This is a genomic window from Variovorax sp. 54 (assembly GCF_002754375.1).
Classification (GTDB): Bacteria; Pseudomonadota; Gammaproteobacteria; order Burkholderiales; family Burkholderiaceae_C; genus Variovorax.
Genome location: NZ_PEFF01000001.1, coordinates 602,481 through 619,923, shown reverse-complemented (window position 1 = coordinate 619,923; position 17,443 = coordinate 602,481). Strand labels below are relative to the sequence as shown.

Genomic DNA, 17,443 nt, shown 5'->3' with positions numbered 1-17,443 from the left:
GAAGGCTTCAGCGCGCGGCCAGCGCGTGCATCCAGCGGGCGGCGTCGTCGAAGGCGCGGCCCGCCACGTCGGCGATCGACACGGCTTCGAGAAAGCCGTGGATGGTGCCGGGGTAGAGCACATCGGTCACGGCCACGCCGGCCTCGCGCAGTCGCGCGGCCATGAGCACGCTGTCGTCGTGCAGCGGGTCGCACTCGGTGATCGCCAGGCACGCGGGCGGCAGGCCTTCGAGCCGGGCCGTGAGGCTGGCCAGGCGCGGGTCGCGAGCGTCTTCGGGCCGGCGCAGGTACAGGCCGTAGAACCACACCATCATGTGCAGCGACAGGCCGTACTCGCCCGCGCCGTAGCGCACCACCGACTCGCGGTACAGCTCGGTGCTGTAGGCGCCGTAGTTCAGCAGCATGCCCAGCGGCAGCGCCTCGCCCGCGTCGCGCAGCACGAGGCAGGCGCCCACCGACAGGTTGGCGCCCGCCGAGTCGCCGCCGATGAAGAGCTGCGCAGGGTCGATGTCGAGCGCGCCCGCATTCACCGCGAGCCAGCGCATCACGTCGACGCATTCGTCGTGCGGCTGCGGAAACTGCGCCTCGGGCGCCCGCGTGTAGTCGATGCCGATGACGGCGATGCCCGCGCGGCCCGCGTACTCGCGCATCACGCGGTCGTGGGTGTCGAGGCTGAACAGCACGAAGCCGCCGCCGTGGATGTAGACGAGTGCGCCCTGCAGCGAGCGCGTCTTGGGGTAGTGCACGCGGATGCGCACGTTGCCGTGGCGCGTGGGCACTTGCTGTTCGACGGTGCGTGCCATCGTCGGGCCGCCTTCGGTCCACGGCGCGCGCACCTTCTCGGCGTTGGCGCGACCTTCGGCGATCGGGATGGTGTGGCGCTTCGGGTAGCGGCCGCCCTCGGCCGCCATGAGGCGCATGAACTCGACGATCTGCGGGTCGAGCGGGGGCGGGGCGGTGGGGTTCAGCCAGGTCGCGGGCAAGGAGGAGGCGGTCACGCAAACACTTTCTCGGAAGGGCGGGAGACAGATTCGGCCAGCGACGCGAGCGGCCGTGGCGTGGCCGCCAGCAGTGCGCGCGTGTACGCATGGCTCGGCTGGTCGAACACGGCATCGCGCGGGCCTTGCTCGACGATGCGGCCGCGCTCCATCACGACGACGCGGTCGGCGATCTGCTCGACGGCCGCGAGGTCATGGCTGATGAACAGGCACGCAAAGCCGTGGTGCGCCTGCAGGCTCTGAAAGAGCCGCAGCACCTGCGCCTGGATGGTCATGTCGAGCGCGGACACGGGCTCGTCGGCGACCACGAAGGCGGGCCGGCGCACCAGCGCGCGCGCAATCGCCACGCGCTGGCGCTGGCCGCCCGAGAGCTCGTGCGGGTAGCGCGCACCCAGGCCGTCCAGGCCCACTTCGTCGAGCGTCTCGTGCACGCGCTTCAGGCGCGCGGCGGCATCGAGCGCGGGCAGGTGGCGCAGCGGCTCGGCCACGATCTCCTGCACGCGCATGCGCGGGTCGAGCGACGAGAACGGGTCTTGAAACACGAGCTGGCAGGCGAGGCGGAAGCGGTGCAGCGCGGCGCGGTCGGCACTGCGCACGTCGTCGCCGCGAAACAAGATTTGTCCCGCATGCGACGGCGCAAGCCGCAGGATGGCGCGGCCCAGCGTGGTCTTGCCCGAGCCGCTGCCGCCCACCAGCGCGACCATCTCGCCGGGGTGGATGTCCAGGTCGAGCTGGTCGATGATCTGCACCGGCGCATGGCGCTTGAAGAAGCCCGCGCGCGGGCCGGGGTAGCTCACGCACAGGCCGCGCACCTGCACCAGCGGCTGCTGCGGCGCGGCCGGGGCCGGCTTCGCGGCCTGGCGGCGCGGCAGGGCATCGACCAGCTTGCGGGTGTAGGGCTGCTGCGGGTCGACGAGGATGGCGGGCACGTCGCCGGTCTCCACCATCCGGCCTTTTTCCAGCACGATGGCGCGCTGCGCATAACGCCCGACCAGCCCGAGGTTGTGCGTGATGAGCAGCACGGCCGTGCCCTGGTCCTTCGCGAGGCCGACCATGAGGTCGAGCACTTCGCGCTGGCTCAGCGTGTCGAGCGCGGTGGTCGGCTCGTCGGCGATGAGCAGGCGCGGCTTGAGCAGCATCACGCTGGCCAGCATGATGCGCTGGCGCATGCCGCCTGAAAATTCGTGCGGGTAGGCGTGCATGCAGCGCTCGGGGTCGGCGATCTGCACGCGGCGCAGCATGTCGAGGCAGCGCGCGCGAATCTCGGTGGCCGACAGCTTGGTGTGCATGCGCAGGCCTTCGGCCATCTGCTCGCCGATGCGGTGCACCGGGTTGAGCGAGACCATCGGCTCCTGGAACACCATGCCGATGCCGGGCCCGCGGATGGGGCGCATGGCTTTCACATCACGCGTGCTCAGGTCTTCGCCGTCGAACACGATCTGCCCGCCGCTTTGCGCGATGCCGGGCGGCAGCAGCTGCAGGATGGCGCGCGCGGCCATGGTCTTGCCGCTGCCCGATTCGCCGACCACGGCAAGGAACTCGCCGGGGCGCACGTCGAACGAGAGGTCGTGCACCAGCGTCTGGGCGCCGCCGTGCAGGTCGATCTTCAGATGCCGCACGGAAAGCACGGGCGCTGTGGAAGAGGGTGAATGGGTCATGACTTCTCCGTGCGCGGATCGAGCCGGTCGCGCAGCGATTCGCCCAAGAGGTTGATGCCCAGCAGCGTGAGCGCGATGCACAGGCCCGGCACCAGGCACAGCCACACGGCCGAGGCCATGTAGGGGCGGGCGCTGGAGAGCATGTTGCCCCAGGTGGGCGCGGGCGGCGGCACGCCCAGGCCGAGGAAGCTCAGGGCGCTTTCCGACAGCAGCACCCAGCCGAACATGCTGGTGGCCAGCACGGCGACGGGCGCCACGCAGTTGGGCAGGATGTGGCGCCACATGGTGTAGATCTCGCCGTTGCCGATCATGCGCGAGGCCTCGACGTATTCGCGCTCGCGCAGCGACAGCACAGTGCCGCGCACCACGCGCACCACCGAGGGCGCGTAGGCCATGCTCAGCGCGAGCACGATGCCCCACTGGTTGGCGCCCACGATCACCATCACGCCCAGCGCCAGCAGCAGGCCCGGAAAGGCCAGCAGCGTGTCGTTGAAGGCCATGAGCACGCGGTCGGTCCAGCCGCGCACGAAGCCGGCGACCACGCCGATCACGAGCCCGATGGCGGTGGCCAGCGCCACCGTGAGCAGCGCGATGAGGCAGCTGGTGGAGGCCGCGCGCATGGCGCGGCTGGCCACGTCGCGCCCGAACTCGTCGGTGCCCAGCCAGTGCGCCATCGACGGCGGCTGCAGCTTGCCGCGCAGGTCGATGCCCAGCGGGTTGTAGGGTGTCCACAGCGCGGCCACCACGGCCAGCACCAGCAGCACGCCGATGAGCACGCCGCCCACGAGGGTATGGGTCTTGAGCTTTTTCACTGCACCGACACCCGGGGATCGAAGAGGGGATAGCACATGTCCACGATCAGGTTGATGACCACGTAGATGCAGGCCGTGAACAGCAGGCAGCCCTGCAGCACCGGGTAGTCGCGCGCGAAGATCGAATCGATCATCAGGCGGCCCAGGCCGGGCAGGGTGAACACCGTTTCGAGCACCGCGATGCCGCTCAGCAGATGACCCAGGATGAGGCCGATCATGGTGAGCGTGGGGTTGAAGGCGTTGGGCAGCACGTGGCGGCGCAGCACCTGCGACTCGGGCACGCCCTTGGCGCGTGCGTGCGTCACGTATTCGAGCCGCAGCACTTCGATGGTGCTGGCGCGCGACATGCGCGTGAGCACGCCGGTCTCGACCAGCACCAGCGTGACGATCGGCAGGATCACGTAAAGCAGGCCCTGCGAGAAGTCTTCCGACATCGGCACGTAGCCCACCACCGGCAGCCAGTGCAGGTACTGGCCGAAGAACATCAACAGCAGCAGGCCGAGCCAGAAGCTCGGCACCGACAGCATCAGCGTGGCCGCGCCGATGATGGCGAGGTCGGTCGGCCGGTCCTTGCGCCAGGCGGCGATGAGGCCGGCGGGCACGGCGATCAGCGAGGCCAGCGCCACGGCGGTGAGCACGATCACGGCGCTCACGTGAAAGCGCTCCCAGATCAGCGGCAGCACGGCCAGGCCGTTGGTGGTCGACACGCCCAGGTCGCCCGTGAGCGCGTGGCGCAGCCACACGAAGTACTGGGTGACCAGGGGCTGGTCCAGCCCCATCTGCTGGCGGGCGAGTTCGAGCTGCGCGGGGTCGGCGCCTTCGCCGAGCATGAGCTGCACCGGGTCGCCCGGAATCAGCCGCATGAGCGTGAAGACGGCAATCGACACCAGCAGCAGCGTCGGGACCGTCATGGCGATCCGGCGCAAGAGGTAGGCAAGCATGGCGGCGGCGCCCCGTCAGCCGCGCGCGTCGAGCCGGACGTTCCAGAACCGGGGCTTGGCTGGCGCCCAGCCCTTGAAGCCGGTCACGCTCTTGCGCATGGCGGTGGCGTCGCTGGCGTTGAAGAGCACGACCATCGGCACGTCCTGCAGCATCTGCTTGTGCAGTTCGTCGAACAGCACCTGGCGGCGCGCCTTGTCGCGCGAGACCATGCTCTCGGTGAGCCGGGTCTGCGCGGCGGCGTTGTCCCACACCTTGCGCGGCTGCGCGGCCTTGTCACCGGACACCATCTCGTAGTTGAGCGAAGGGTCGATGCGCGCCGAGTAGATGAAGGCCATGCTCTGGTACTGGCCCTTGGTGTAGCGGTCGAGCTGCGTGGCCCAGTCGAGCACTTCGAGTTCGACGTTGATGCCGGCCTCGGAGGCCATGGCCTGCACCAGCACGGCGGCCGAGTACAGCGCCTCGTAGCGCTTGTTGGCCACGAGCTTGATCGGCTGGCCGCGGTAGCCGGCTTCGGCCAGCAGCTTCTTGGCACCGGTGATGTCGCGCTTGTAGCCGCCGGCCTGCACGGCGCTGTAGAACGGGCTGGACGAGGGCACGACCGAGTTGTTGACGGCCGACAGGCCCTCGGTGACCGACTTGGCGATCTCGGGCGTGTCGAGCGCCAGTGCCAGGGCGCGGCGGATGCGCACGTCTTTCAGCAGCGGGTCGGTGGTCTGCAGCAGCAGCGCCACCATGGTCATCACCGGCGTGGTGTCGACGCGCACGTCGCTGCGCCCGCGCATCTCGACGACGTCGGCGGGGCTGGGACTGATGAAGGCGTCGATGCCGCCGCTGTACAGCGCCGCCTTGGCCGCGGCCGAGTCGGGAATGACGACGAAGCGCAGGTTTTCGATCTCGGCCTTCTTGCCGCCGGTGAGGCCGTCGCGGGCTTCGGGGCGCGCGCTGTAGCCGTCGAAGCGCGTGAGCTCGATGTACTGGCCGCGCTTCCACTCCTTGATCTTGTAGGGGCCGGTGCCCACGGGCTCCTTCCACTGGCCGTCGGCGCCGAGCGAGCTGCGGTGCACGATGGCGGCGCCGCCGCAGTCGGGGCGCGCCATCATCGTGAGAAACAGCGCGCTCGGGCGCTCGATCTTGAACACCACGGTCTTCGGCGTGGGCGCTTCCACCGCGAGCACCTTGGTCATGCCCTTGCCGTCGAACTCGGGCAGGCAGCGCCAGCCGCTGGTGGGCTTGAGGTAGCGCTGCCAGCTCCACACCACGTCGTCGGCGGTGAGCACCGCGCCGTTCTGGAACTTCACGCCGTCGCGCAGGGTGAAGGTGTAGGTCAGGCCGTCGGCCGAGGTGTCGACCTTGCTCGCGAGCATCGGGCCGACCGAGGTGTCCTCGCGCAGCGCGACCAGGCCTTCGACCACGTGGGTGAGCACGTTGTCGGTGTTGTCGTCGCGGTTGCCGCCGGGGTCGGTGGAGCGGATGTCGGAGTTGATCTGGATCCGCATCGTCTGGCCGGCGCCGACGGGCGCTTGGGCGAAGGCCGCGCTGGCAGCGAGGCCGAGGCCGAGGGCCAGTGCGGCAGCGGCGCGCGCAGCGGGAGGGAGGGACGGGGGCGTGGGCAGGTTCATGGCAACACTCCTGGCGATGGCTGGGCGGGGCGGGCGGATCAGAGGGAATACTCGGTGAAGCGGTGCGCCTTGAAGGGCGCCGGCGCGATGCGCATCTTTCGTGCCGCCGGGTCCATGACGATGGTCGCCACGGTGGCCGACGAGGCACCGCCGGGGCCCGCGCTCGGGCTGCGGCACACGGCGCGCGGTGCGCCGAAGCGGTCTTGCAATGCGTCGAGCACGTCCTGCTCGGTGAGCAGGCCCACTGCGCGCTTGTTGTGCAGCGCCTCGGTCACGCGGCGGTCGCGGTAGAGCGAATCGGGCGTGGTCTCCAGGCTGCGGTCGACCACGCGCGCCAGTGCCGCCGGGGTCTTGAAGTGGTTGGCGTGCACCAGGATGCCGCCTTCTGGCTGCTGCCAGAACACCTGCTCGGGACAGGTCTCCAGGCTCACGGCCTCGCCCTCGGCGTGCGTGATGATCATGTTGTTGGAGATCGAGCGCGCGCTGCGGCATACCACGCCCAGCGCGTTGGCGTACAGCGTCGACTGCAGGATGCCGCGGCGGATCAGCGCCAGCGGCACGCCTTGCTGCTTGCCGTCGTTGTCGGCCTTGATGAAGTTGCCGGTGACGGCGATGCCCGCGCTGTTGAGCCCCGCGCGCGCCAGCGTGCCGGCCTCGGCGAAGGTGAGCATGGCCGGGCCTTCGTCCGGCTGGATGCGCAGCACCACGCCGAGTTCGAGGCTCTCGACGCGCCAGTCCCAGTTCTGCGCGTGGATGAGCTTGCCGTCGCGCGCGGCCGAAGGCATGACGACCACGCCGGTGCAGCCGTCGGGCGGCTCGGTGGCTTCGAGCTGCTGGAAGGCGTAGAGCATTTCGCTGCGCGCGTTGAGCGCCACGATGTCTTCGGCCGGCACGCCCGCGCCTTCGGCCACGCCCTCGATCTCGCGCAGCATGCCGGCGTCGAAGGCCTCGACCATCGGCATGAAGCGGCGTGCCAGCACGCGTGTGCGCTCCCAGCTCAGGCCCACGCGCTCGAAGGCAGCGCGGTAGGTGCGCAGGCTCAGGTCGATGCGGTCGCCGGCGGCGCGGCCGTACTGGCGCCCGCGCTGCTGTGCGTCGCCTTCGATGTCGTAGAGGGGGAACGATTCGATGTCCATGGTGTGTCTTGTCTCCGGGGCTTGTCTTGTCGGTGCGGCGTGAGGGGGCTCAGGCTGCCGTGTCGGTGGCTTGTGCGGTCTGCGCGATGGCGGCGCGCAGGCTGTCGATGATCTGGTCGATGTGCCGGCGCTCCAGCGTGAACGGCGGCGACAGCGCGATGGTGTCGCCCACCGAACGCACCAGCACGCCGCTTTCGTCCAGGCAATGTTGCGCCACCGCCTGCGCATGCGTGCCGGGGCCCGAGGCCCAGCCCTGCAGCTCGACGCCGGCCAGCAGGCCGACGTTGCGCACGTCGATCACGCCCGGCAGGCCGCGCAGGCTGTGCAGGCCGTCTTCGAAGTAGGGCGACAGCTCGGCGGCGCGGGCGATGAGGCCGTCTTCGGTGTAGGCGTCGAGCGTGGCCAGGGCGGCGGCGCAGGCCAGCGGATGGCCCGAGTAGGTGTAGCCGTGCGAGAGCTCGACCGCGCTCACGCTGCCCTGCATGAAGGCGTCGTGCACCGCACCGCGCATGAGCACCGCGCCCATCGGCACGGCGCCGTTGGTCAGGCCCTTGGCGGTGGTGATGAGGTCGGGCGTCACGCCGAACAGGTCGGACGCGAAGTTGCTGCCCACGCGCCCGAAGCCGGTGATGACCTCGTCGAAGATCAGCAGGATGCCGTGCTTGTCGCAAATTTCGCGCAGGCGCTTCAGGTAGCCGCGCGGCGGCGGCAGCACGCCGGTGGAGCCGGCCACGGGCTCGACGATCACGGCGGCGATGGTCGAGGCGTCGTGCAGCGAGACCAGCGCCTCGAGCGCGTCGGCCTTGTCGATGCCGTGCTCCGGCTCGCCGCGCGAGAAGGCGTTGCGCGCCAGGTCGAGCGTGTGCGGCAGGTGGTCCACGCCGTTGAGCAGCGGCCCGAAGGTGCTGCGCTGGCGCCCGATGCCGCCCACCGAGATGCCGCCGAAGCCCACGCCGTGGTACGAGCGTTCGCGGCCGATGAGCCGGTAGCGGCCCGCGTCGCCGCGCGCCCGGTGGTAGGCCACGGCGATCTTCAGCGCGGTGTCGACCGACTCCGAACCCGAGTTGGTGAAGAACACGTGCTCCATGCCGGCCGGCGCCATCTGCGTGAGGCGCTGCGCCAGCGTGAAGGCGGCGGGGTGGCCGATCTGGAAATTGGAGGCGTAGTCGAGCACGTCGATCTGCGCCTTCATCGCCGCGCTGACCCGCGGGTTGCGGTGCCCGGCGTTCACGCACCACAGGCCGGCGATGGCGTCGAGCACGCGGCGGCCGTCGGCCAGGTCGTAGTACAGGCCCTCGCTGCCGACGATGAGGCGCGGCGCTTGCTTGAACTTGCGGTTGGGCGTGAAGGGCATCCAGAACGCGTCGAGCGAACCGGGTGGCGTTGTCAGGGTATCGGCGGAAGCCACGGTGTTTTTCTCCTTGGGAAACGACCCGTCGTCCGGGTCGGCGTGGGGCCGATCTTGGAATTCAAATTGTATTTTTGGCGTGAGATGTACATGGTTTTTTAGGGCCAAAAATACAAAGAACCCGCGATGATCGGCACCCAGCCCGTGTTTCCGGAGACCCATGGATGGCCCCGCAGCAGCAGATCCCGATGCAGACGCAGATGGACAACAAGTCGGTCCCGCCGCTCACCCAGCGTGTGAGCCGCTACATCCTCGACCAGGCTTTGGCCGGCGGCTACGAGAACGGTCGCCACATGACCGAGACCGACCTCGCCGGCCGGCTCGGCATTTCGCGCACGCCGGTGCGCGCCGCGCTGCGCCTCTTGCACGAGCGTGCGCTGCTGGCGCATGTGCCCAACCGCGGCTACACGCTCGTAGCCGACCGCGAGGCGCTCGACCGTGCGCGCCGCGAGATGCCGGAAGACGAGGAGAAGACGCTCTACTACCGCGTGCTGCGCGACCGCCTCGCGGGCAAGCTGCCGACGCGCGTCAACGAACTCGAGCTGGCCCAGACCTACGGCGTGCCGCGCCCGCTGCTGCGCAACGTGATGACCACGCTGCTGCAGGACGGCGTGCTGCGCGGTCGCCACTACCAGCGCTGGGAGTTCACCGAAACCCTCGACTCGGTCGAGAGCGAGCGCGAGAGCTACCGCTTTCGGCTGGTGGTCGAATGCGCGTCGCTGCGCGAGCCCGGCTTCAAGGTCGAGCATGAGCGGCTGCTGGCCTGCCGCGAACAACAGCAGACCTTGCTCACGCACGCCTCGCGCCATTCGTGGATGGAATTCTTCGAGGCAAACGCGCAGTTCCACGAGCTGCTGGCCAGCGCCTCGGGCAACCGCTTCATCCTCGATGCGGTGAAGCAGCAGAACCGGCTGCGCCGCATCTCCGATCTGTCGGACTACCCGCTCGTGAACATCGACCTGCTGCGCAAGTCGTGCCGCGAGCACCTGCAGATCCTCGACGCGGTCGAAGAGAACAAGCTCGAAGTCGCCGCCAAGCACATGCACGCCCACCTGAGCCGTGCCAGCGACATCCTGGAGCGCCGCGTGATGGGCGACCTGGATGCGCTCGGCGAATGAGCCACCGCACCCTTATGACCCCCCAAGAAACGACGGCTCCCAACGCCGCGCTGGCCGACGGCTGGCGCGATGGTTTTCCCACGGCCGGCACGGCGGTGCAACGCCCGCGCGAACGCCCGATCTTCCAGGCCCCCGAGAACCGCTGGGCCTTTTCGCACCTGCGCGAGCTGCAGCCGACGCGCAACGTGTCGCGCGGCACCGGCCCGGTGTCGGTGCTGCCGCGCGCCGAGCGGCCCGAGCTCGACACGCTGGCCTTCACCTTGCCCGCCGATGGTTCGCGCACCGACTGGCGCAGCGCGCTCACAACGATCTGCGCCGACGGCGCGGTGGTGCTGCACCGCGGGCGCATCGTGTACGAGCGCTACTTCGGCGCGCTCGACGAACACGGGCAGCACATGGCGATGTCGGTCACCAAGTCGGTCGTCGGCACGGTCGGCGCGATGCTCGCGGCCGAGGGGTTGCTCGACGAAAACGCCGAGGTGCGGCACTACATCCCCGAGCTGGCGACGAGCGCCTTCGGCCACGCCACCGTGCGCCAGGTGATGGACATGACGACGGGCATCGACTACTCGGAGGACTACGCCGACCCCGACGCCGGCGTGTGGAAGCACGCGCGCGCCGGTCAGTTGCTGCCGCGCCCCGCGGGCTACGCGGGCGCCGAGGGCTACCGCCAGTTTCTGCAGACCGTGCAGGGGCAGGGCACGCACGGCGAAGCCTTTGCCTACCGCACCGTCAACACCGACGTGTTGGGCTGGCTCATCAGCCGCGTGGCGGGCCAGCCGCTGGCGCAGGTGCTGGGCGAGCGCATCTGGTCGCGCCTGGGCGCCGAACAGGACGCAGCCTTTGTCGTGGACGGGCAGGGCGCCGAGTTCGCGGGCGGCGGCCTGTGCACCGGCTTGCGCGACCTGGCGCGGTTGGGCGAAATGATGCGGCTCGGCGGCGCCTTCAACGGCTCGCAGATCGTGCCCGAGGCCGTGGTGGCCGACATCCGCCGCGGCGCCGATCCGGCGCGCTTTGCGCTCGCGGGCTACACGCGGCTGGCCGGCTGGAGCTACAGAAACATGTGGTGGGTGGCGCACGACGCGCGTCGCACCTTCACCGCGCAAGGCATCCACGGCCAGGCGCTGCACATCGACCCCGAGGCGGAGATGGTGGTGGCGCGTTTTGCCTCGCACCCGCTCGCTGCCAACGCGCACCTGCCGACCTCGATGCACGCCTTTCGCGCGCTGGCCGAGCACCTGATGCGCGGCTGATTTCCTTTCTTCCCTTTCTTCCTTTCTCTTTCTTCATGCTCACCCAAGTCACGACCAATGCGAGCCTGCAGGCCCGCAAGAACGCCGCCTGCGCGCAGGGCATCGGCACGCTCACGCCGCACTTCACCGCCCGCGCCGACAACGCCGAGCTGTGGGACGTGGAAGGCCGGCGCTTTGTCGACTTTGCCAGCGGCATCGCCACGCTCGCCACCGGTCACCGCCACCCCCGCATCGTGGCGGCCGTGCGCGCGCAGCTCGACGACTTTCACCACACCTGCTTCCACGTCACGCCGTATGAGGAATACGTGGCGCTGTGCGAGCAGCTGAACCGCGTGGTGCCCGGCCCCAGCGCGAAGAAGAGCGCGCTCTTCACGACCGGCGCCGAGGCCATCGAGAACGCGATGAAAGTGGCGCGCGCCGCCACCGGCCGCAGCGGCGTGGTGGCGTTCTCGGGTGCGTTCCACGGGCGCACCTTCATGGGCATGGCGCTCACCGGCAAGGTCGCGCCGTACAAGGCGGGCTTCGGCCCGATGCCGGGCGACGTGTGGCACGTGCCGTTTCCGGCTGCGCCGCTGGGCGTGACGGTGGACGACAGCATCGCGGCGCTCGACCGGTTGTTCAAGACCGACGTCGATCCGCAGCGCGTGGCGGCGATCGTCATCGAGCTGGTGCAGGGCGAGGGCGGTTTCTACGTGGCGCCGCCCGCACTCATGGAACACCTGCGCGCGGAGTGCGACCGGCACGGCATCCTGCTGGTCGTCGACGAAATCCAGACCGGCTTCGGGCGCACCGGCAAGCTCTTTGCGCTGGAGCACTACGGCATCGAGGCCGACCTGGTGACGACGGCCAAGAGCCTGGCCGGCGGCTTTCCGCTGTCTGCGCTCACGGGGCGCGCCGAACTCATGGACGCCACGCGCGTCGGCAGCCTCGGCGGCACCTACGCGGGCAACCCGTTGGCGGTGGCGGCGGCGCTGGAGACGATGCGCGTGATCGAGGACGAAGGGCTGGTCGCACGCGCCCGCATGCTCGGCGAGCGGCTGACGGCGTGCCTCGCGGCACTGCGCACCGAGGTGCCGCGCATCTGCGACGTGCGTGGCCTGGGCGCGATGGTGGCGGTGGAGTTTCGCGATCCGCACAGCGGCGAGCCCGATGCCGAGTTCACGAAGCGCGTGCATGCGGCCGGGCTCGAGCGCGGCCTGCTGCTGCTGACCTGCGGCGTGCATGGCAACGTGGTGCGCTTCCTGTTCCCGCTCACCATTCCCGAGGCGGTTTTTGAAGAAGGGCTGGGCCTGCTGGCCGAATCGATTCGCGCGGCCAACGTCTGAACGTTCAGCGGCGCGTCTGGATGCCGAGCGTGCGGCAGAAGTCGTAGAAGTCTTCGAGCTGCAGCGACTTGTCGAACACCGCATCGACGCCCGCCGACAGCGCGCCTTCGCGCACCTCGGAGGTCGCGTGGTTCATGAACACCACGGTGCGCTGCACGGGTGACTTGCGCTCCCGCAGGTGGTTCGCAATCGTCAGGCCGTTGCCTTGTGCGAGGAACACGTCGATCACGGCGGCGTCCCACGCGTCGGGGTTCGCGTCGAGCCAGTCGATCGCTTCATCGCAGGTGCTGGCAGTGGCAACGACTTCGCATCCGGAGAATTCCCTCAGTCCATCGGTCAGGGTGGTGGCGATCAGGGGGTTGTCTTCTATGAGGTAGATGCGGGTCATCGGTGCGGAGTCTGGAAATGAAATGCAACGGCGTGTCTGCGCTTGTGGCGCGGGGCTGCCGGGCCGGTCCATTGTCACGAGGGGAGGGCGCGGCGGAGTCGGACAACGCCGCCACATGGCGTCCCTTGCGCACGCGAAACGGCTGTTTGTGCATTGCATCACTGGCGTACAAGACGCAGGCGCGGGGCGTGCCTATCGTGCGGGGCTTCTTTGACTCCGTCACGACAGGTTGTTCGATGTCGCCTTCTTCTTGGTCTTCTTTCGCTCCCCCCTTCACCGCTTCGGGCCGCAGTGCGCTCGTGCAGGCGCCGCCGTGGCACTACGCCGGATGGCTGGTGAATGTGGGTTTTTCTTTCGATGCCGCACGCGGCGCGGCGCTGGTGCCGGCGGACGTCGGCGTGGCCACGGGCAACGGCTGCGTGCATTTCGCCGACTGGCAATCGTGCGGCGACGACGGGCGCGAAATGCTCGACCCGGTGTATGCGCAGTACCGCGAGACCATCGTGGTGCTCGAGATTGAACCGGCGCGCGGCGACACCTCGCGCCGCTGCTTCTACTGTCCGCTCATCTACGTCGACCAGGACATCTCGATGCTGCGCGGCTGGCTGCAGGGCTGGCCCAAGAAGATCGGCCAGACCTGGCTCACGCGCAGCCTGCCGCTGATCCATCCGGCCGCCGCACCCGTGGCGGCCGGCAGCCGGCTCGGCGCGAGCCTCAGCGTGAAGGAGCGGCGGCTGGTGGATGCCACGGTCACGCTGTCGGGCGAGGCGAGCGGGCCGCTCGGCTTCCTGGCCGCGCCCACCATCGGCGCCATCGGCTGGCCCGACCTGACCCAAGCAGGCAGCGAGGCGGTGCCGCGCTACCTGCGTGCCGACATCATCGACCGTGTCGAAACGGGCTGGGTGCAGGGCGAGGCCACGCTGCGTTTCCACGAGCACCCTGTCGAGGAACTCGCGCTGCTCGGCCCCGTGCAGGCGACGCAGGCCAGCGCGGGCTGGATGGGCCTCACGGTGCGCGGCGCGATCGCGGTGTGAGGAGCGCCCTGCCTCCCGCGGGCGGCTGCGCTACGCTCGGCGGGCCATGACGTTTCCCGCCCCGACGACCTCGCACGTGATCGGCCTGCCGCTGGACGACGGCACGCCGGTCGAGGTGATGTTCGCGGGCGATCCCAAGGCGCACTTCGCGCTGCACTGGCATGCGGAGTGGAGCGTGGGCGCGATCCTCGAAGGCCGCTGCGAGTTCGTCTGCGCGGGCGCGCCGCGCTCGGCACAGGCGGGCGCGCTGGTGCTGATGCCGCCGTTCGCGCTGCACACGGCCGGCGTGAGCGCCCAGGGCTTTCGCATGGTGATGCTGTATGTACCGCACGCCTGGGTGGCGGCGCGGATGGACTGGCCGGTGGACCGGCGCGGGTCGCTGCGGCAGGATGTCTGGCGCGACGAGGCGACCGTCGATGCGCTCGCGCAAGCGGCGTCAGCGGCCGACGGCGCGCGGGTCGGCGGGCTGCTCGACCATCTCTTCCGTATGCAGACGACCGACCCGCTCGTGGCGGTCGCGCGCGCCGCGGGCGATGCGCGCGTCGAGGCCGTGTGCGACCTGCTCGCGACCGAAGACGCCTGCCGCATCGAACCCGCGTCGCTGGCCGAACGGCTCGGCGTGTCGCGCGAGCATTTCCATCGCCTGTTCCGCGCGGCGGTCGGCATGGCGCCGGCGCAGTACGCGCGCCTGGCGCGCATCGCCCGCGCCAAGGTGCTGCTGCGCGAAGGCCACGGGCCCGCCGAGGTCGCGGCGCAATGCGGCTTTGCCGACCAGGCGCATTTCTCGCGCTGGTTCCGCCGCTGCTTCGGTGTGACGCCGGGGAACTACCGGGCGGGCGACTCGCCAAAAACCGTCGCGTGAGAAACTACGCCCCCGAGCGAGCGCCCCGCGTATGAACGACAAGTCCTTGAATCTGAAAGAAAAAATCATCTCCGTCGCGCCCATGATGGATTGGACCGACAGGCACTGTCGCGTCTTCCACCGCCTCATGACGCGCCACGCGCTGCTCTACACGGAGATGGTGACCACCGGCGCGCTGATCCACGGCGACGTGCCGCGCCACCTGCGCTTTCATGCCGAAGAACACCCTGTGGCGCTGCAGCTCGGCGGCAGCGAGCCGAACGACCTGGCGCATTGCGCAAAGCTCGGCGAAGAGTGGGGCTACGACGAGATCAACCTGAACTGCGGCTGCCCGAGCGAGCGCGTGCAGCGCGGCGCTTTCGGGGCCTGCCTCATGAACGAGCCGCAGCTGGTGGCCGATTGCGTGAAGGCGATGGTCGATGTGGTCGATGTGCCGGTCACGGTGAAGCACCGCATCGGCATCGACAAGATCGAGAGCTACGAGTTCGTGCGCGACTTTGTCGGCGCGGTGAGCGAGGCGGGCTGCGGCACTTTCATCGTGCATGCGCGCAACGCCTGGCTGCAGGGCCTGAGCCCGAAGCAGAACCGCGAGATTCCGCCGCTGCGCTATGCGCTGGTGCACCGGCTGAAGCACGATTTTCCGGCGCTGCAGTTTTCGATCAACGGCGGCATCGCCACCAACGCCCAGGTGCACGAGCACCTGCGGCTGCTCGACGGCGCCATGATCGGCCGCGAGGCGTACCACAACCCCTGGTGGCTGGCCGAGTGGGACGCCGAGTTCTACGGCGAGGCCCCGCAGACGCTCACGCGCGAAGACATCGAGGCGCAGATGTGCGACTACATGGTCCGCGAGGCGACCGAACACGGCACGAACTGGTGGTCGATCGCACGCCACATGCTGGGCCTGCGCAACGGCCTGCCCGGCGCCCGCCGCTGGCGTCAGGTCTGGAGCGACCACCGCCTGAAGACCCGCCCGCCGCACGAAGTGATGGCGCTGGCGCACGAACCCGTCGCCGCCCAGGCTGCCTGATTTCCTTCGCCGCCGCCACCGACTTTGTAGACAGTCAACACAATTGACCGAAGTTGACGCACGATGGAACACAGTTTCATGACAATGCAACAACAAGTGTGAGCGAATCACCTGTTTTTGCTCAAGAATAAGGCGGTCAGGGAAACAAGAAAAAGGTTCTGTCTTATGAGTGAAGCTGTGGGTGGCAAGGAAGAAGTCAGTGCGCTTGCCAGGGGGTTGTCGCTGCTGAAGGTCATCGGGATGTCGGCGGCACCCGTCGGAAACCGGGAACTGGCCGACACCACCGGCATTCCGAAGGCCACGGTGTCACGCCTCACGGCGACGTTGGTGGGCGCGGGGTTTCTGCGGCAGTCGCAGGACAGCGAGCGCTTCAGCCTGGGGCCGGTGCTGCTCGACATGAGCAGCCGTTACCTGCGCAATTTCGACCTGAGATCACTGGCGCGTCCCCATCTCGGCAACCTGGCCGAGTTGTCGGGTGCCAGCATCCACATGGCGGTGCGCGACGACCTCGACATGCTGGTCATCGATTCGCTGCGACCGCGCTCGGCGCTCATCAGCTCCCGCATCGACGTCGGCTCGCGCATGTCGATCGCCACCTCGGCCTCCGGCCGTGCCTACATCGGCGCCTTGCCCGCCGCCGAGCAGTCGGCGCTGCTGGAGCAGATCCGGCTCGAAACCGGCGAGAACTGGCACGCCATCGAACCGCGCCTCATCGCCAGCCTGGAAGAGTACGCCCGCCTGGGCTACTGCACCTCGTTCGGCGAATGGAACCCCCAGATCCACGCCCTGGGCTTTGCGCTCGCAGGCCCGCGCGGCGAACGCTACGGCGTGAGCTGCGGCGGCCCCGCGTACCTGCTGCCGAGGGAGACCATGCTGAGCCGCGTCGCGCCCCGCATGCTGGAAATAGCCCACCGCATCGCCACAGAGGCCGGCACCCTAACGCTGGACTGAACGAGGCCGCGCCAAAGGCGGAGGCCCCTTCGCGAGACGCCGCGGAACCGGCTCTGCCGGGCCGCAGGCGTCGCCCCCGGAAGGGGGTTGGCGAAGCGACACGAAGTGCGCGCAGCTTGGGGGAGAGCTCAGTGCACGACACGAAGTGCGCGCAGCCTGGGGGTGAACTCAGACTGCGGCTTCCAGGCCGTTGAGGAAGTGCTCGCGCATGCGCGCCATGGCCGTGGCGGCGTCGCGCGCCTCGATGGCGGCCATCACCGCGCGGTGCTCCGCCAGCGATTCGGCAATGCGCCCCGCCTTCAGCAGCGAGTTGTGGCGATTCAACTTCATCACCTTGCGCAGGTCGGCCACCATCTGGTCGCGCCACTTGTTGTTGGCAATGGCCAGCAGGCTCATGTGGAAGCGCTCGTTCACCGCAAAGAAGTGCTCGCGGTCTTCCTTGCCGGGGGCGGCGGCGGCCTCCAGCTCGGCGTGCAGCGCCTTCAGCTCGGCGCGCTGGTCGTTGGTGGCGCGCTCGGCCACCACGCCGGCGGCGTCGCTCTCGAGCAGGGAGAGCAGGTGGTACACATCGGCCAGATCTTGTTCCGACACCTCGGTGACGTAGGCGCCGCGGCGCACCTTCATCGTCACCAGCCCTTCGGCGGCCAGCACTTTCAGCGCCTCGCGCAGGGGCGTGCGGCTGATGCCGTATTCCTCGGCCAGCTTGAGTTCGTCGATCCAGCTGCCGGGCTCCAGCTCGCGGCGGAAGATCCGTTGGCGCAGGAGCTCGGCCACCTCTTCATAGAGGGCGCGGGGGGTCAGGGTGACGGCGGACATGGGCTGCACTGTACTTCAAAAAATGCGTTTGAATTAATAATTACAGATGGGTTAGACTTGTGAACGGCTTGCAAATCCGTGCAAGCGACCTTGC

The 17,443-nt window shown here is 69.2% G+C and carries 16 protein-coding genes; 7 read left to right on the top strand and 9 right to left on the bottom strand.

Features of this window, described 5'->3' with window-relative positions; genetic code table 11:
• Window positions 1-7 precede the first annotated feature (7 nt).
• Genes CLU95_RS02865 through CLU95_RS02835 form a run of 7 tightly spaced genes read right to left on the bottom strand, consistent with a single transcriptional unit; the run spans window position 8 to window position 8,572 of the window.
• On the bottom strand, window positions 8-997 hold the full coding sequence (locus CLU95_RS02865) for an alpha/beta hydrolase fold domain-containing protein (protein WP_257214517.1): 990 nt from the start codon (window positions 995-997) through the stop codon (window positions 8-10).
• A complete protein-coding gene (locus CLU95_RS02860) occupies window positions 994-2,655 on the bottom strand; it encodes an ABC transporter ATP-binding protein (protein ID WP_099790239.1) in 1,662 nt (553 codons plus the stop codon). The genes CLU95_RS02865 and CLU95_RS02860 overlap by 4 nt, the downstream gene beginning before the upstream one ends.
• The gene (locus tag CLU95_RS02855) at window positions 2,652-3,467 is read right to left on the bottom strand and encodes an ABC transporter permease (protein ID WP_099790237.1); all 816 of its coding nucleotides are present in this window, start codon (window positions 3,465-3,467) and stop codon (window positions 2,652-2,654) included. Before CLU95_RS02855 ends, CLU95_RS02860 begins: the two co-directional genes overlap by 4 nt.
• Window positions 3,464-4,408: an ABC transporter permease gene (locus tag CLU95_RS02850; RefSeq protein WP_099790235.1), complete on the bottom strand. Its 945-nt coding sequence runs from the start codon at window positions 4,406-4,408 to the stop codon at window positions 3,464-3,466. The genes CLU95_RS02855 and CLU95_RS02850 overlap by 4 nt, the downstream gene beginning before the upstream one ends.
• A 15-nt stretch (window positions 4,409-4,423) precedes the next feature.
• The gene (locus tag CLU95_RS02845) at window positions 4,424-6,028 is read right to left on the bottom strand and encodes an ABC transporter substrate-binding protein (protein ID WP_099790233.1); all 1,605 of its coding nucleotides are present in this window, start codon (window positions 6,026-6,028) and stop codon (window positions 4,424-4,426) included.
• 38 nt (window positions 6,029-6,066) lie between these two features.
• The gene (locus CLU95_RS02840) at window positions 6,067-7,164 is read right to left on the bottom strand and encodes a C45 family autoproteolytic acyltransferase/hydolase (protein WP_099790231.1); all 1,098 of its coding nucleotides are present in this window, start codon (window positions 7,162-7,164) and stop codon (window positions 6,067-6,069) included.
• Window positions 7,165-7,213: 49 nt separating this feature from the next.
• Window positions 7,214-8,572: an aspartate aminotransferase family protein gene (locus CLU95_RS02835; RefSeq protein ID WP_257214516.1), complete on the bottom strand. Its 1,359-nt coding sequence runs from the start codon at window positions 8,570-8,572 to the stop codon at window positions 7,214-7,216.
• A 164-nt stretch (window positions 8,573-8,736) separates the two neighbouring features.
• Between CLU95_RS02835 and CLU95_RS02830 the strand changes: the two genes are divergently transcribed.
• The 3 genes from CLU95_RS02830 to gabT are packed head-to-tail and all read left to right on the top strand — an operon-like array spanning window position 8,737 to window position 12,268.
• Entirely contained in the window at window positions 8,737-9,690 is a 954-nt protein-coding gene (locus CLU95_RS02830) for a GntR family transcriptional regulator (protein WP_099790229.1), read from the top strand.
• A 14-nt stretch (window positions 9,691-9,704) separates the two neighbouring features.
• A complete protein-coding gene (locus tag CLU95_RS02825; RefSeq protein WP_257214515.1) occupies window positions 9,705-10,943 on the top strand; it encodes a serine hydrolase domain-containing protein in 1,239 nt (412 codons plus the stop codon).
• A 35-nt stretch (window positions 10,944-10,978) separates the two neighbouring features.
• Window positions 10,979-12,268, top strand: a complete 1,290-nt coding sequence (gene gabT / locus CLU95_RS02820; protein ID WP_099790225.1) for a 4-aminobutyrate--2-oxoglutarate transaminase — start codon at window positions 10,979-10,981, stop codon at window positions 12,266-12,268.
• Between the two features lie 4 nt (window positions 12,269-12,272).
• On the opposite strand, the gene CLU95_RS02815 is transcribed toward gabT, so the two are convergent.
• Window positions 12,273-12,656, bottom strand: coding sequence for a response regulator (locus CLU95_RS02815; RefSeq protein ID WP_099790223.1), 384 nt, complete (start codon window positions 12,654-12,656; stop codon window positions 12,273-12,275).
• A 236-nt stretch (window positions 12,657-12,892) separates the two neighbouring features.
• Between CLU95_RS02815 and CLU95_RS02810 the strand changes: the two genes are divergently transcribed.
• The 4 genes from CLU95_RS02810 to CLU95_RS02795 all read left to right on the top strand — a co-directional run bounded on the left by CLU95_RS02810 (window position 12,893) and on the right by CLU95_RS02795 (window position 16,533).
• Window positions 12,893-13,690: an acetoacetate decarboxylase family protein gene (locus tag CLU95_RS02810; protein ID WP_099790221.1), complete on the top strand. Its 798-nt coding sequence runs from the start codon at window positions 12,893-12,895 to the stop codon at window positions 13,688-13,690.
• Window positions 13,691-13,736: 46 nt separating this feature from the next.
• Window positions 13,737-14,552, top strand: a complete 816-nt coding sequence (locus tag CLU95_RS02805; protein ID WP_099790219.1) for a helix-turn-helix transcriptional regulator — start codon at window positions 13,737-13,739, stop codon at window positions 14,550-14,552.
• Window positions 14,553-14,583: 31 nt separating this feature from the next.
• Window positions 14,584-15,582: a tRNA dihydrouridine(20/20a) synthase DusA gene (gene dusA / locus CLU95_RS02800; RefSeq protein WP_099790217.1), complete on the top strand. Its 999-nt coding sequence runs from the start codon at window positions 14,584-14,586 to the stop codon at window positions 15,580-15,582.
• A gap of 165 nt (window positions 15,583-15,747) precedes the next feature.
• Window positions 15,748-16,533, top strand: a complete 786-nt coding sequence (locus CLU95_RS02795; RefSeq protein WP_099790215.1) for an IclR family transcriptional regulator — start codon at window positions 15,748-15,750, stop codon at window positions 16,531-16,533.
• Window positions 16,534-16,701: 168 nt separating this feature from the next.
• Here CLU95_RS02795 and CLU95_RS02790 read toward each other — a convergent pair whose 3' ends face one another.
• Window positions 16,702-17,349: a GntR family transcriptional regulator gene (locus CLU95_RS02790; RefSeq protein ID WP_099790213.1), complete on the bottom strand. Its 648-nt coding sequence runs from the start codon at window positions 17,347-17,349 to the stop codon at window positions 16,702-16,704.
• Window positions 17,350-17,443 lie beyond the last annotated feature (94 nt).